A 14,458-nucleotide genomic window follows, 5' to 3' on the forward strand; every position below is an offset into this window, starting at 1 on the left:
GGACGCGGCCCGGCCGTCCTTCCCAATATCCGCCCGGTGTGCTCCGGCGGCAACGGCAGCGCCGCCGGCGCCGCGGCGACGGCAGTGACGGCAGTGACGGCTCAGGGGCCGGCCGCCGCCCCCCGCTCCTCACGGATGCGGGCCACCACACCGGCCACCGTGTGCCGCACGGCCTCCGTCTCCGTCAGGAAGTGCCAGTAGTCGGGGTGGCGTCCCTCCAGCGTGGCCACCGCCCGCTCCAGGCGCGCCACGGAATCGTCCAGCGGACGCGCGTCCCGCGGGTCGGGGGTGCTGCGCCCCGCCATCGCCAGCCGCTGCGCGTCCCGGATCGCGAACCGGGTCCGGTCGATCTCCTGCCGCGGGTCCTTCTGCACGGCGTTCAGCCGGGTCAGCCGGTCCCCGGCGGCCGACACCGCCTCGTCGGTGGAGTTCAGCAGCGCCCGCGCGGTCGACAGCAGCGCGGTGGCGTCCGCCCAGCGCTGCGCGTCCCGCGCGTCGCGTGCCCCGGCCAGCTTCGCCTCGGCCTGCCGTATGTGCTCCACGGCCTGGTCGGGGACGTGCTGGAGGTCCTGCCAGCAGGCCGCGGTGAAGCGCCGGCGCAGCTCGCTGAGCACCGGTTCGACCTGCCCGGCCCGGGTCGTCAGCGCCTGCGCCCGGGTGCGCAGCGACACCAGCCGGTGGTCGATCTCCGCGGCCCGCTCCGGCAGCCGCCCGGCCTCCGTCCGGATCGCCTCGGCCTCCCGGGAGACCCGCTCGGCCCGCTCCAGCGTCTGCGGCACACCGTGCTGCCCGGCGCCCTGGTTCAGCTTGGTCAGTTCGGGCGCGAGCGCCGCGAGCCGGGCCGCGAGGTCGTCGGCCCTCAGCCCCGTGCCCCGGGCGGCGTCCAGCGCGTTCGACGCGGCCAGCAGCGCCTGCCGGGCCCGCTCGACGGCGGGCGCCAGCCGGGCCAGTTGCGTCTCGGCCTTGCCCAGCAGCGGACCGAGCCCCTCGGCGAACCGGTCCAGCTCCCGCTTCACGCGCTCCAGTTCGTCCTTGGCCCGGGTCAGCTCGGCGCGCGCCCGGGTGGCGGCCGACGCCTCCAGGTCGTCCCGGTCGAGGTCATGGGCGTCGACGGCCTGGATGTACTGGTGGCTCACCTCGTCGATGCGCCGGCCGATGCCCTCGAAGTCGGCGACCGCGCGCCGGGCGGCCGGCGAGTCGTCGACCGCCGTGATCGTCTCGATCGAGATCCGCAGGTCGCGCTGTGCCGTGTCCAGTTCGTAGAACGCGGCCGCCGCCGCGTCCTTCGCGGCCTGCGCCTCCGCCCGCTGGCTCTCCGCCCGGCCGCCGAACCAGCGCCGGGTGCCGCCGCCGGCGAACGCGGCGGGCAGCGCGAGGGCGGCGACGAGCGGCACGGCGGCCAGCAGGGTCAGGGTGTCCCCGAGCACGCGCAGGCGTGCGCGCGGCACCGACGGCGAGTACGGCTGTGCTGGTGTCGCCGTCACATCCCTCTCCCGTGCTGTCATCGGCCCTGCCCGGTGTCATTGTCCCACCGGTAAGGGACGAACACACGGGCCGGTCAGTTCGCGTTCCGCACCGTGACGTTGCCGTCCTGCGTCCGCGCGGACACCACGTGCGCACTGGAGTCGGCCCGGGGCACGGAGACGTCCACCGCGCCGTCGTCGGTCCTCGCCGTGACGCGGTAGGTCGCCCGGGGCAGCGCGATCGTCACCGACCCGTCGTCGGAGGCCGTCTCCACCCGGTCCGGTACGACGCCGAGGTCGAGGCGGACCGAGCCGTCCTGGGTCCGGGCGCTCACCCGGCGGGAGGAGACCTCGGCCCGTACCGAACCGTCGTCGCTGCGCAGGTCCAGCGGGCCGCTGGAGTCGGTGACCCGCACCGCGCCGTCGGCCGTGCGGATGCTCAGGGCGTCCCGGAAGCCCGACGCGCGGACGCTGCCGTCGTCCTCCTCGACCGTGACGGCGACACCCCGGGGCACCTCGAGGCGGTGCTCGGCCGCGCAGTCGGCGATCAGGCCGGAGCAGCGCACCCGCAGCACCAGCCGGTCGTGCTTCATCGACCAGGACACCTTCGGGCCGTCGCCGATCGCGACCGACCCGTCGAACCACCGGGTGACCCGGACCGTGCCCGTCGGGTGCGCGTCCGAGGCGACGATCTCCAGCGCCGAGTCGTCGGAGTCGATGGTGAGGGTGTCGCCCCGCAGCGCGAAGGACCGGTGGTCGGGGTGCTCGTCGTCGCCGGCGGAGGCGCAGGCGGTCGCGGTCGCGGCGAGCGCCATGACGACACCGGTGACCAGGGCGGCGCGTGCCCCGCGCGCCGCGTGTGCCGGAGCGGTGGTACGGATCATGGTGGTTCCCCCTGGACGGACCGCTCGGTCCGCGTCGACGCCGCTGTTCCTGACGCCTTCGACGGTAGGCAGCGGCCGTCCGCCGCACGATCCGGTGCGCTCCCGTATCCGGGGTGGGGACAACCCCCCGATACGGGTTTGCGGGGCAGTGCCCCGGGCAAGGTAGGCTGTCGACTCGTTCTGGGTGCGTAGCTCAGGGGTAGAGCGCCTGCCTTACAAGCAGGATGTCGGCGGTTCGAAACCGTCCGCGCCCACCAGATGACGCGCGAGGGCCTCCGGGAAGTTCCGGGGGCCCTTTCGCGTGTCCCGTACGGGCGGGGCGCGGGGAGCGCGACCCTGCCCGACGCCCGGCTGTCCCCCGGCCCCTGCCCTGTCCCCTCCGCCCGCAGGCCGCGCCGGCTACTGCCGCGGCACTAGTCCTCCGCGCCGGGCGGGGTCTCGTGGGCGTGCTTGAGCCGCATACGGGCCGCCACCCGGTCGCCCGCGGCGACCTCCGCCCAGAAACGGTGGCCGCTCACGAACACCGCCAGCTCGTGCTCGCGCCGGCGGAGCTTCTCCACCTCGGCCTGCTCGTCGGCCGTCCAGCCCGGTGAGGCGGGCCGTTCCACCTTGCGCCAGCCGCCGTCGTCACTGAAGCCGTCCAACGGCTCGACCGACCAGGGCAGCCGCTTCAGCAGGGCCGACAGCTCGGCCCGGACCTGATGCAGCTCCTCCTGACCGGCGCGCAGGTCGCTGGGAAAGTCGTAGGTCGTAGCCACCCGGCAATGGTACGCCTGTTCGAATTTGGGTCGCGACTCGCTTCGACGGGGTTCATGTGTTCGGGCGGGGGTCTCCAACGACCGGGGCGCGCGGCACAGTGGAGGTATGAACGCGGACAAAGAGAACATCCTCGCCCGAGGGAGAGTGGCGACCAGGCTCCCGGCGCGGGACCTGGACCGGGCGCGGCGCTTCTACGCCGAGCGGCTCGGCCTGGAGCCCGTCGACGAACGGCCCGGCGGACTGCTGTACCGGTGCGGGGGCACGGAGTTCGCCCTGTTCACGTCGACGGGGGCCTCGCCCGGGACCTTCACCCAGATGGGGTGGGAGGTCGACGACGTCGACACCGCCGTGTCGGAACTCAGGCGGCGCGGTGTGACGTTCGAGGAGGTCGACGTGCCCGGCTTCCGGACGGAGGACGGCATCGCCGCGATCGACGGCCACTACCCGAGCAAGGGCGCGCGCGGGGAACGCGCCGCCTGGTTCCGGGACAGCGAGGGGAACCTGCTGGGCATCGGCGAGCCGGTCCGCTGAGCGGGCGCGGGCTCCCGGGCGGCGGAGACCGGCCCGGAGCGTCCGAAGGGGCGCCCGAGCACGAGCACCGACCGGTACGTCGACGGGGGCCAGGGGGGAGACTGGAGGCATGTGCCGGAGCATCAAGACACTGCGCCCGCCCGTGCTGGCCGAGGAGGCCACGGAGGACGAGATCAGGGCCGCGGCCCTCCAGTACGTGCGGAAGGTGTCCGGCTTCCGGGCGCCCGCCGCGCACAACCGGGAGGTGTTCGACAAGGCGGTCGAGGCGATCGCGGGGGCCACGGCCGAGCTGCTGGGCGGGCTGGAGGTCCGGGGCGCGCCCGCAGGGCGCGGGTCCGTGGCGCCGGGCGCGTGAACCCGGGCGACCGGGCCGGCGTCCCCGCGCGGGGGCCGAAGGGGCGGGCCGGCCGGGGCCGGTGCGCTGCTTCGGTGCGCGGCTCCGGGTCGGTGGCGCGCGCGGGACGGTGGCGTCCGGGGCGGTGGCGCGCGCGGGGCGTGGTCACGCCCTGCGGAGCGCCCGCTCCTGGCCGGCCGCTGCTGACCGGCCGTTCCTGACCGGCCGCTCGTGACCGGCTGTTCCTGACCGGCCGGACGGGGGCTCAGGCGGGCTGCCGCCGCATCAGGTACGCCGCCCCCGCGCCCGCGGCGAACAGGGCGAGCAGGGACACGCCCGTGGCCAGCCAGGTCGTGCCCAGCCAGTGTGCGCCGAAGTAGCCGAGGGCGGCGCTGTACGCGGCCCAGGAGAGGCCGGCCAGGGCGGACCAGGGCAGGAAGTCGCGGGCGCGGCGGTGGGCGGCGCCCGCGATGAGCGAGACGACCGAGCGGCCGGCAGGGGCGAAGCGGGCCAGGACGACCAGTGCGCCGCCGCCCCGGGCGAGGGCCCCGCCGAGACGTTCCTGCGCGGTCGTGAGCCGCCGGGAGCGGGAGATCGCGCGGTCCAGGCGGGCGCCGCCGCGCCGGGCCAGCCGGTAGGCGGCCAGGTCGCCCAGGACCGAGGCGGTCGCCGCGCACAGGATCAGCGCCAGGATGTCCGGGACCTCGTGCGCGACCAGTCCGGTCGCCGCCCCCGAGCCCGCGGCCGCCGCCGTCGCCGCCGTGATGACGAGCACCCCGCTCGGCAGCACCGGCAGGAACACGTCGAGGAGGACCGACAGGGCCACCAGCGCGTAGATCCATGGAGCGCCGACCAACGCCCCCACACTTTCGAACACCGCTGACTCCCCGTGTCTCCCCCGTACGGCCCGACCGTGCCGCGATGTCGCGGGGGAGCGGCAGGTGCGGCCGATGACAGCCATTCAGCGTACGCCGGGGGTGTGACAGATGTTTCACCGGGGGCTCGTGCGGTCGGCACAGCTCGTTCACCCGGTCGATCGCGGGGGCGGGCCGTTCGAGCGGGACGGGGTGCTCCGGAAGCCGTTCCACCTCCGGGCGGCGCTCCGGGCGGAGCGCCCTCCGTGGCCGACGGAGGGCGCCCGCTCGCGCGTCGTGGCGGCTCAGGCGCCGACCGGCGCCTTCCGCGCGGCCGGTTCCCGCCGCTCCGTCGCCGGCCGCGACCGGCGGGTGAACAGCCGGTCCAGGCCGAGCGCGCCCGAGCCGGTGAAGACCAGCAGCAGGAGGGCCCAGCAGAACAGCGCGGAGGACTCGCCGCCGTTCTCCATGGGCCACAGCGCCCCGGGCTGGTGGACCGTGAAGTAGGCGTACGCCATGGAGCCCGAGGCGAGGAGCGCGGCGGCGCGGGTGCCCAGGCCGAGCAGGACCAGGCCGCCGCAGAGCAGCTGGATCACGGCCGCGTACCAGCCCGGCCAGGTGCCGGCGTCGACGGTGCCGCCGTCCGTGCCGGAGGCGCCGCCGAGGACGCCGAAGAGCGAGGCGGCGCCGTGGCAGGCGAAGAGCAGGCCGACGACGATGCGGTACAGACCGATCGCGTACGGGCGTGCGGGGTCGAGACGAGCGGACATGTGGGGGGTGCTCCTTCGGTGTCGGTCGGGCGGCCGGTCCGGGGGACGGGCCGGCCGGTGGGGGACGGCGGTACCGAATGAGCGACCCACGTTAGGCCTACCTAATCAGTGCTTGCAAGTTCAACATTCGGCCATGGCCGGCCGTCCGCCGCCGGACCGGCGTCCGCCCCCGCCGGTTCGGCGTCCGCCCCCGCCGGTTCGGCGTCCGCCGGTTCCGGTTCCGCCCCCGCCGCGCGCAGGGCCGCCCTCGCCACCGCGTCCGCGTCCGACAACGTGACCGAGTCGACTCCCGGGCGGGCGCCCGCCGCGGTCACCCAGTGCACCCCTTCCGTGGGCACGCCGAAGGCGAAACGGCGTGCGTGGGCCCGGCCGTGACGGTCGATCAGGTGGTACGGCCGCGGGGTCACGTCCACGCCTCCGGTGACGTGTCCGTCGACCGTGTGCGGGCGGCACCGGCCGGTCCGCAGCAGCCGGGCCAGGAGGCCGTCGGCGGTGCGCCGCAGGTCCGGTTCCGGAAGCCGGGCCTCGACGAGGACGGTCACCCGCACGTCCGAGCCCGGCACGTCCGGCGAGTGCGCCCGCCAGGCCCCGTCCTCCTCACGCACCTCCAGCCCGGGGCCCAGCACCTGCACCACCCCGGCCTCCACCAGCGCGGCCAGCTCCTCGATGCGGCGGCGGGGCGGGCCGATGGAGAGGAAGGAGTTGAGCGGCGTGTACCAGCGGTCGAGGTGGTCCCGGCGGGAGGCGCCGGGGAGCCCTCCGTGGTCCACGACCAGCCGCAGTTCGTTGCGCAGGTCGCGCAGCACGTCCAGGGCGGCCTTCAGCGGCCCGCGCACATTGCCCCGCGCCGCCTCCTCGGCGTCCCGCCGCAGATACGCCAGCAGCCACTCCCGCCACCGCCCCGGGTCCGTGAACTCCTGGCCCGCGTACGGCCGCGCGATCCGCTCCCAGCTCCAGCGGTCGGCCCGCGCCACGCCGCACGCGTCGAGGACGGCGGCCTCCCGCCGGTCACCGTGCGGGACGTCCAGGAAGCGGTCGGTGAAAGCCCGGTCCCCGAGGAGGGCCGTGTAGTAGACCGTCTCCACCTCCTTCGCGACCAGCGGCCATATCTCCGCGAGGAAGTCGGGCGCGTCACCGGAGTCCGCCCGCTTGCGGAACCCCGAGATCACCTCCGGGGTGAGGACGAGCGGGACGTGGCGGCCGTAGGGGCCCTTGGCGTTGTCGCCGCGCGCCTGGTACGGCACGCCCCGCCGGGAGCCGGCGTACAGGCGCGGCTCGCGGCCGGAGGGCAGGTAGCGCAGCCCCCGGCCGGCGGTGACGAAGCGGCCGCCGCGCCCGGTCGTGAGCAGGGCCGTGTGGTCGAAGAAGTTCAGGCCCAGTCCGCGCAGCAGCACCGGCTCGCCGGCGCCGAGGGCGGAGAGGTCGACGTCGGCCGGGTTGGCCGGCGGGACGTGGCGCAGGCCGTGCCGGCCGGCGTGGGCGGCGTGACGCCGCTGGGCCGCGTCGGCGACGACCGGCAGATGGCCCTGCGCGAGGACCACGGCGGCCAGTCCGGGCAGGATCCGGCCGTCGTCCAGGGTGAGCGCCTGACGGCCGTCCACGGCGTCGTCCAGCCGGACCGCGCGGGCCGCGTGCGTCTCCACCCGCACCTCGGGCGGGGCCTGGCGGACGGTCCGCGCGAACACCCACTCCAGGTAGCGGCCGTAGTCGGCGCGGGTCGGGTAGTCGTCCGGGCCCAGTGTGCCGGCCGCCCACTCGTGCAGGCTGGGGCCGGGCCGGACGGGGCCGGCGCAGTCCACGCTGTCGTCGGTGAACAGCGTCACCTGGGAGGCCACGGTGTTCATCAGCAGCTCCCGCGACTGCGCCGTACGCCACACCCGGCCCGGTCCGGGCGGTGCCGGGTCGACGACGTGGACGGTCAGCCGCACCCCGGGCGGGAGCAGCTCCGGGGCGGACGCGCAGAGGCGTTCCAGCACACTCGTGCCGCGCGGCCCGGCACCCACCAGGGCCACGGCGACCGACGCCGGTCGCGGGGTGTCGAGGGGGGACGCCGGTACCGCGTTCACTGAGGACAAAGGGATGACTCCCGGGCGTGTGAGGCGCAATGGAGCGAGCCGTCGAACGCCTCCGCGGGCTTCGGTGGGCCCTCGGGAAGCGGACGGTCCGCCTCATCATGCCCCCGGCACCCACGGAAGCCAACGCGCGTCCCACAGGCCCCGGTTGTCCCGCTCAGGAGGTCAAGTCGGACTCCTCCACGGTTGTCAGCCCGCCCTTCTCCCGCGCCTGCTCCAGCCGCAGCCGGGCCGAACGCCCGTTCAGCGTCAGGGTCATGAGCTGGTTGCCGAACCAGGGCCCGCCGGTCTTGCGCCAGTCCACGACCGGCCGGGGGCAGCGCCCGTGCCGTGCGAGCCGGCGTCCGAGGGCGCGGGCCGGGGCGCTCCAGCCGACGCGGAAACCGAGCCGCATCGACAGGGGGATGGAGTTGTGCACGGGCGAGCAGGTGAGCTGGAGCACCCGCGCGTCCGGAGCGGCCGCCCGCCACCGCGGCTCGGCCACGTACGCGTGGTGCACGTCCCCGGACAGGACGAGCACGCTCGCCGGCGCCTGCGGTCCCGAACCGACCGCGGCGAGCAGCTCGGCGAGCGCGGTGAAGGAGGTGGGGAACGCCGCCCAGTGCTCCAGATCGGCCGCCCGCCGCACCTTCTCCGAGAACCGCGCCCACCGCGGGCCCCGCTCCCCCCGGCACAGGGCCGCGTTCCACGCCTCGGCGTCGTGCACCAGGTGCGGCAGCAGCCAGGGGAGCGAGGAGCCGACGAGGAGGTGGTCGTAGGAGCCGGGTCCGTCCAGGGCCTGTTCGCGCAGCCACGCGGCCTCGCCCGGGTCGAGCATCGCCCGCCCGCCCTCCTCCAGCACGCGCGCGGCCCTGCTGTCCACCATCAGCAGCCGGACGCGCCCGAAGTCGCGCCGGTAGCTCCAGCGCACGGAGGCGGGGTCGTCGTCCGCCCGGTAGGCGAAGTCGCGCAGGGCGTCGGTGCCGTCGGGGGCGTCCCGTACGGTCGCGAAGAGCGGGTCGGCGGCGAGTTCGGCCGGGGAGAGGTTGCCGATGTGCTGGTGGACCCAGTACGACATCAGGCCGCTGAGGATCCGCTCGCGCCACCAGGGGGTGGCCCGCATGTCGGCGAGCCAGGCGGCGGAGGTGTTCCAGTCGTCGATGACGTCGTGGTCGTCGAAGATCATGCAGCTGGGGACGGTGGACAGCAGCCAGCGGACGTTGGGGTCGAGCCAGGACTCGTAGTAGAGCCAGGTGTACTCCTCGTAGTCCGCGACCTCGCCGCCCGGCGGCTCGGCCGGGTCGCGGCGGGTCGCCAGGCGCCGCCGGGTCGCGTCGGAGGTCTCGTCGGCGTACACCTGGTCACCGAGCAGCAGCAGGACGTCGGGCCGCTCCCCCTCCGGGTCGGCGGCGATGCGCGCGGCCAGGCTGTCCAGGGCGTCGGGGCCCACCGGGTCCTGCTCGTCGGCCGGGGGCGCAGCCCACCGGCAGGAGCCGAAGGCGACGCGCAGCCCGTCGTCGCCGGCCGGGGTGCGGATGACGGACGGCGGCAGGCGCGCGTCGGGCGGCGGCCACACCTGGGTGCCGTCGAGGAGGACCTCGTACGCCGTCGCGGTGCCCGGGGTCAGCCCGGTCACCGGGACCAGGGCGTAGTGATGCCCCGCCACCTGGAAGGTGCCGGCCGTGCCGCCGGCGCCGTCCGCGCACCGCACCTCCGCGACACACGGACGGCTCGCCTCGACCCAGATGGTCGCGGACGAGCCGTCGGTGTACCTCAGCAGGGGTCCCAGCCGTAGTCCGGCCACGTGATCGCCTCCTCCGTCGATCCGTACGGTACGGAACGACGGCGGCCGCGGGCGAGGTCCCGACGCCGAAATCCGGCCGTACGGCGCCGGGGGACTCCGTAGGTGGCGGTGCGGTGCGTCGCCGGGTGCGGGTGGTCCGTGGCTCGTCGCGCCGTTCCCCGCGCCCCTTCGGGGGCGTGCACCGCACGCACCTCAGGGGCGCGGGGCCGGGATCAGCAGGCGGAGAGGTAGCTCGTCAGCGCGCTCTTCTCGGCCGAGTCGACCGAGAGGCCGTAGTAGTACTTCACCTGGACCCAGGCGCGGACGTAGGTGCAGCGGTAGGACGTGACGGACGGCATCCAGGTGGCGGGGTCCTGGTCGCTCTTGGCCTGGTTGACGTTGTCGGTGACGGCGATGAGCTGCGGGCGGGTCAGGTCGTTGGCGAACGCCTGGCGCTGGGCGGTGGTCCAGGAGTCGGCGCCGGAGTCCCAGGCCTCGGCGAGCGGCACGAGGTGGTCGATGTCCAGGTCGGAGGCGGCGGTCCAGGTGGCGCCGTCGTAGGGGGAGTACCAGCTGCCGCTGGTGGCGGCGCACGCGGAGTCCTGGACGACGTTCGTGCCGTCGCGCTTGAGGACGACCTCGCGGGTGTTGCAGGTGCCGGACTGGGTGATCCAGTGCGGGAAGAGGTCGCGGTCGTAGCCGGTGCGGTCCTCGGTGGCCACGGTGAGCGAGGCGAGGTACGTGCGGGCGGTGGCGGCGCTGACCGGCGTCGGCAGGGCCGCGGAGGCGGTCGGGGAGTTGAACAGCGCGACGGAGGCTATGAGGCCGGTGAGCGCCGCGAGTATGCTGACCCGTCGACGCGCGTAGACCTTCGACATGCGTGACATGCGAACTCCCTGGGGGGTGTGGGGCGTTGGGGTGCGAGCGAGTGAATGCTCGTGGCGCCTCGTTGCGGGGGGATGTGCGCGCGGTAAGAAACTAGTGACGCGTACATGACAAGACAAGACGTGTGACATGACTTTCACCCCCGCCGGACCGGCCCGAACGTCACGTAGGATGGGCGGCGCAGAAGGGGAGTAGCTCTTCGCCGGACCGTCGACACACTGCTCAGCCCGTCCCCCGGGACGGCCGAGCCGGCGCCCGGAGGCAGGCCCGTGGACGGGTCGGCCAGCGAGACCTTCGGCAAGCAGTGCACACCTGTGCCGTACGGCACGGGTGCCATGTGTGCTGCCGTGCCGAGGCGTCTTCGAGCGAAGGAAGCAGCACTCTCGGTGGGGCGGCCCCGACCGATTGAGGACCCTTGATCAGCCTGACCGTGACGGCGCTCGTCTTCGGCGTCGTCTTCCTCGCCGAACTGCCGGACAAGACCGCCCTCGCCGGCCTCGTCCTCGGCACGCGCTACCGCGCCTCCTACGTCTTCGCCGGCGTCGCCGCCGCCTTCACGCTGCACGTCGTTCTCGCCGTGGCCGCCGGCAGCGTGCTCACCCTGCTCCCGCAGCAGATCGTGCACGCGCTGACCGGTGTGCTCTTCCTGGGCGGCGCCGCGGTGCTGCTGATGAAGAAGGACGAGGGCGAGGAGGAGATCCGCAAGCCGGAGAACCAGTCCTTCTGGAAGGTCTCCGGGGCGGGCTTCATGCTCATCCTCGTCGCCGAGTTCGGCGACCTCACCCAGATCATGACGGCGAACCTCGCCGCCCGCTACGACGACCCGCTCTCCGTCGGCCTCGGCGCGGTCCTGGCCCTGTGGGCGGTGGCCGGACTCGGCATCGTCGGCGGCAAGGCCCTGATGAAGCGGGTGCCGCTGAAGCTGATCACCCAGATCGCTGCCGTCCTGATGCTCGGCCTCGGCGTGTGGAGCCTGTGGGAGGCGATCGCGGGGTGAGGCCGCAGACGCCGGGCGCTCGGCATCGGGTGCTCGGGGGCGGGCGCTCGGCTCCGGGCGCTCGGCTCCGGGCACTCGGCTCCGGGCACTCGGCTCCGGGCGCTCGGTACCGGGTGGCCGTGCTGCGGCGGCCGGTGTGCCGGGGTGACGGCGGCTGGTGTGCCGGGCTGACGGCGGGCTGTGTGTCGGGGTGGCGGCGGCCGGTGTGCCGGGGTGGCGGCGGGCGGGGGAGCGGAACGGAAAGTGAACGCTTTCCGGGGGGAGTGGCGTGCGGCCCCGATTGTTTTGTACCGTGGGGAAACAAAGTGGCTCCCGCCCGTTTTCCCTGACCGGCGGGCGGGGCCGCCTTGTTTCCCCCGGGGGACCGGCCTGAGCGTCCCCCGTCCCTGCCTGGAGTCGCCGATGCCGGCCGCCGCGTCCGCCACCGTCCTGACCGCCCGTGCCCTCCTCCTCGACATGGACGGCACCCTCGTGAACTCGGACGCCGCCGTCGAGCGCGTCTGGCGGCGCTGGGCCGAACGGCACGGTCTGGACGGCGACGAGGTGATGAAGGTCGTCCACGGACGCCAGGGATACGCGTCGATGGCCGTACTGCTGCCCGGCCGGCCGATGGAGCGGAACCTCGCGGACAACGCGCGGATGCTGGCGGAGGAGACCGCCGACCTGGAGGGCGTCGTACCGGTCCCCGGGGCGCCCGGGTTCCTCGCCTCGCTGCGGGACGTTCCGCACGCGCTGGTGACCTCGGCGGACGTCCCGCTGTCCACGGCCCGGATGGCCGCCGCGGGGCTCCCCCTGCCGGAGGTCCGGATCACCGCGGAGTCGGTGGGCGCCAGCAAGCCGCACCCGGAGGGCTTCCTCAAGGGCGCGGCCGAGCTGGGCGTCGACCCGGCGGAGTGCGTGGTGTTCGAGGACTCCGGGGCGGGGATCGCCGCCGGGCGGGCGGCCGGTATGCGGGTCGTCGGCGTCGGGCCGCGGGCGGTGGCGCACCGGCCGGACGTGGTGGTGCGGGACCTGACCCGGGTGCGGGTGGAGACCGCCGCGGAGGGTGTCCGGATCCACGTCACCGGGGTGCGGGGCTGAGGCTGTCGCCGGGGTGCGGGGGTTGAGGCTGTCGCCGGGGTCCGGGGGCTGAGGCTGTCGCCGGGGTCCGGGGGTTGAGGCTGTCGCCGGGGTGCAGGGCTGAGGCCGTCACCGGGGTCCGGGGGCTGAGGCTGTCGCCGGGGTGTGGGGGAGGCCGTCGCCGGGGTGTGGGGTTGAGGCCGTCGCCGGGGTCCGGGGGTTGAGACTGTCACCGGATGCCGGATGCCGGATGCCGGATGCCGGATGCCGGATGCCGGATGCCGGATGCCGGGTGCCGGGGCTGAGGCCCGCACCGGCCGGCCTCACGGCTCCTCGGTCACCGCCTCCAGCTTCGCCCGTGTGGCCGCCCCGTACACGCCCAGTTCCTCGCCCTGGATCCCCCGCGACCACTGGAAGTTCCGCAGCGCCTCCTCGACCCTGCCGGTGAAGACGCCGTTCACGTCGTCGTTGTAGAGGTACAGCTGCTTCAGCCGCAGCTGGAGTTCGGTGACCTCGGGCCCCCGGTCCCCGCGCCGCAGCACGGTGGCCGCGGGGCTGCTGTCGGCCTCGTCGACCTCGTCGGCGCCGCTCTCCGGGGTCAGGGAGCCCGTGGCCTGAGCGGTCGGCGTGCTCGGGCTCGGCTCGGCCGTCTCGGACGCGGACGGCGAGGCGCTCGAGGCCGACGGCGACGGCGAGGAGCTCTCGCTCTCGGACGGGGACGGGGAGGCGCTGGACGCCGAGGGGGACGCCGAGCGGCTCGCCGACTCCGACGCCGCCGCGGTGCTCCGCGAGGTGTCCGGTACGGCCACCCGCACGTCCTCGGGGGCGGCGCCGTCACGGCTCGGCGTCTCGTAGGAGAACAGCCCGCTCGCGAACCCGGCCGCCGCCACGACGGCCACGGCCGCACCGGTGCAGGCGACCAGCAGCATCCGCCGGCGCCGACCGTGCGGCCGCTCCTCGTCGGCCGGGACGTGCACGGTGTGCCCGTCGGCGTCCACCGCCTCGAACAGGCTGAGGTCGGTGGCGTTCGGCTCGGAGACAGCCGGGGCGAGGGGCGTTGGCAGCGCCGCGGCCGACGGCTCCCGGCGGCCGGCCGGATCCACCGCCCGCAGGGTCATCGTCGACTCGGAGACGGACGGCACGGGCACGGTCGCGTCGGTGACCGGGGGCAGGGCCATGGTCGCGTCGGTGACCGAGGGGAGAGCCCCGGTCGCGCCGGAGGCCGACGGCGACGGCGCGGTCGCGCCGGAGGGCGGCGGCACGGGCGCGGCCCCGTCGGTGACCCGCGGCAGGGGCATGGTCACGTCGGCCGGCGCGGACGCCTCCGCCGCACCCCGGCCGACCCCGGGTGTCTGACCGACCCCGGGTGCCTGGCCGGTCCCGGGTGTCTGACCGACCCCGGGTGTCTGACCGACCCCGGGTGTCTGACCGGTCCCGGGTGCCTGGCCGGCCCCGGGCATCTGACCGGCCCCCGCGCTGTCCGTGCCGCCCCCGCCCGGTCCGTTCCGCCCGTCCTGCCCGCTCCCCATGCCCATGCCCACGCCCACGCCCGCGCCCGCACGCGCGGCCGAGCGCGCGGCCGCGTCCGACGCGTCCGCCGTCGCACGTCCGGCACCCGCCGTCGGGCCCTCGACGCGGTCTACGCCCCCTGTGGCCCCTACGCCCCCCGTGGCCCCTGCGCCCTCTGTGCCTTCTTCGCTCTCCGCGCCCTCCGCGCCCTCCGCGCTCTCCGCACCCTCCGCGCCCTCCGCGCTCTCCACGAGCTCGACGTACGGCCGTATCCGCAGCGGATCGAAGTCCTCCGCCGCGGCCGCCTCCGCCTCGCGGGTGTCGCGCAGGGCCTCGGACGCCCGCAGGGCGCAGCCGCACGAGGGTGTGTTGTCCGCCGCGCGGAGCGCTCCGCACTCCGGGCACGGATGCCCGTGCTGCCCGGGCCGCGGTCGCTCGCGCCGCCCCATCGGTTCGTCCACCTGTTCGTCCCTCCCCATGCGAACTTCAGAGATTATGCAGATCCTCCACACAACTTCTCGCCCGCGACCCCCGGAACGGCCGGTTCCGAAAGGACTCGGGAGGCCATAACGGGACACA

General features: G+C 75.2%; 13 protein-coding genes and 1 tRNA gene. 5 read left to right on the forward strand and 9 right to left on the reverse strand.

Translation table 11 applies throughout. The features are described from left to right. Window positions 1–101: 101 nt before the first annotated feature. Window positions 102–1,484, reverse strand: coding sequence for a hypothetical protein (locus ACIP67_RS09115; protein ID WP_401689700.1), 1,383 nt, complete (start codon window positions 1,482–1,484; stop codon window positions 102–104). Between the two features lie 74 nt (window positions 1,485–1,558). Further along, a complete protein-coding gene (locus ACIP67_RS09120) occupies window positions 1,559–2,347 on the reverse strand; it encodes a DUF4097 family beta strand repeat-containing protein (RefSeq protein ID WP_401689703.1) in 789 nt (262 codons plus the stop codon). 182 nt (window positions 2,348–2,529) lie between these two features. Here ACIP67_RS09120 and ACIP67_RS09125 point away from each other — a divergent pair. Then, a tRNA-Val gene (locus tag ACIP67_RS09125) sits at window positions 2,530–2,604 on the forward strand. Between the two features lie 156 nt (window positions 2,605–2,760). Here the strand turns inward: ACIP67_RS09125 and ACIP67_RS09130 are convergent. Then, complete coding sequence (locus tag ACIP67_RS09130) at window positions 2,761–3,105, reverse strand: hypothetical protein (protein ID WP_401689706.1); 345 nt, start codon at window positions 3,103–3,105, stop codon at window positions 2,761–2,763. 106 nt (window positions 3,106–3,211) lie between these two features. Here ACIP67_RS09130 and ACIP67_RS09135 point away from each other — a divergent pair, with 106 nt between their 5' ends. Both ACIP67_RS09135 and ACIP67_RS09140 read left to right on the forward strand, forming a co-directional pair. Further along, on the forward strand, window positions 3,212–3,637 hold the full coding sequence (locus ACIP67_RS09135; RefSeq protein WP_401689709.1) for a VOC family protein: 426 nt from the start codon (window positions 3,212–3,214) through the stop codon (window positions 3,635–3,637). A gap of 109 nt (window positions 3,638–3,746) precedes the next feature. After that, the gene (locus ACIP67_RS09140; RefSeq protein WP_401689712.1) at window positions 3,747–3,992 is read left to right on the forward strand and encodes a DUF2277 domain-containing protein; all 246 of its coding nucleotides are present in this window, start codon (window positions 3,747–3,749) and stop codon (window positions 3,990–3,992) included. A 244-nt stretch (window positions 3,993–4,236) separates the two neighbouring features. Here ACIP67_RS09140 and ACIP67_RS09145 read toward each other — a convergent pair whose 3' ends face one another. The 5 genes from ACIP67_RS09145 to ACIP67_RS09165 form a co-directional block, all read right to left on the reverse strand. Continuing rightward, entirely contained in the window at window positions 4,237–4,848 is a 612-nt protein-coding gene (locus ACIP67_RS09145) for a DedA family protein (RefSeq protein WP_401689715.1), read from the reverse strand. A 282-nt stretch (window positions 4,849–5,130) separates the two neighbouring features. Further along, window positions 5,131–5,595, reverse strand: a complete 465-nt coding sequence (locus tag ACIP67_RS09150) for a DoxX family protein (protein ID WP_401689718.1) — start codon at window positions 5,593–5,595, stop codon at window positions 5,131–5,133. Between the two features lie 101 nt (window positions 5,596–5,696). Further along, entirely contained in the window at window positions 5,697–7,661 is a 1,965-nt protein-coding gene (locus ACIP67_RS09155) for an FAD/NAD(P)-binding protein (protein ID WP_401690301.1), read from the reverse strand. Window positions 7,662–7,824: 163 nt separating this feature from the next. Next, entirely contained in the window at window positions 7,825–9,450 is a 1,626-nt protein-coding gene (locus ACIP67_RS09160; protein ID WP_401689721.1) for an alkaline phosphatase D family protein, read from the reverse strand. Between the two features lie 212 nt (window positions 9,451–9,662). Further along, window positions 9,663–10,307: an HNH endonuclease family protein gene (locus ACIP67_RS09165; RefSeq protein WP_401690303.1), complete on the reverse strand. Its 645-nt coding sequence runs from the start codon at window positions 10,305–10,307 to the stop codon at window positions 9,663–9,665. A 422-nt stretch (window positions 10,308–10,729) separates the two neighbouring features. Here ACIP67_RS09165 and ACIP67_RS09170 point away from each other — a divergent pair, with 422 nt between their 5' ends. Beyond that, window positions 10,730–11,311 (forward strand): TMEM165/GDT1 family protein, encoded by a 582-nt coding sequence (locus tag ACIP67_RS09170; RefSeq protein WP_401689723.1) that lies wholly within the window; start codon window positions 10,730–10,732, stop codon window positions 11,309–11,311. A 402-nt stretch (window positions 11,312–11,713) separates the two neighbouring features. After that, window positions 11,714–12,391: an HAD-IA family hydrolase gene (locus ACIP67_RS09175; RefSeq protein ID WP_401689726.1), complete on the forward strand. Its 678-nt coding sequence runs from the start codon at window positions 11,714–11,716 to the stop codon at window positions 12,389–12,391. Window positions 12,392–12,693: 302 nt separating this feature from the next. Here the strand turns inward: ACIP67_RS09175 and ACIP67_RS09180 are convergent, their stop codons facing one another. Continuing rightward, a complete protein-coding gene (locus tag ACIP67_RS09180; RefSeq protein WP_401689729.1) occupies window positions 12,694–14,358 on the reverse strand; it encodes a peptidoglycan-binding protein in 1,665 nt (554 codons plus the stop codon). Between the last annotated feature and the right edge of the window lie 100 nt (window positions 14,359–14,458).

This window comes from Streptomyces sp. NPDC088812 (assembly GCF_044750285.1).
Classification (GTDB): Bacteria; Actinomycetota; Actinomycetes; order Streptomycetales; family Streptomycetaceae; genus Streptomyces.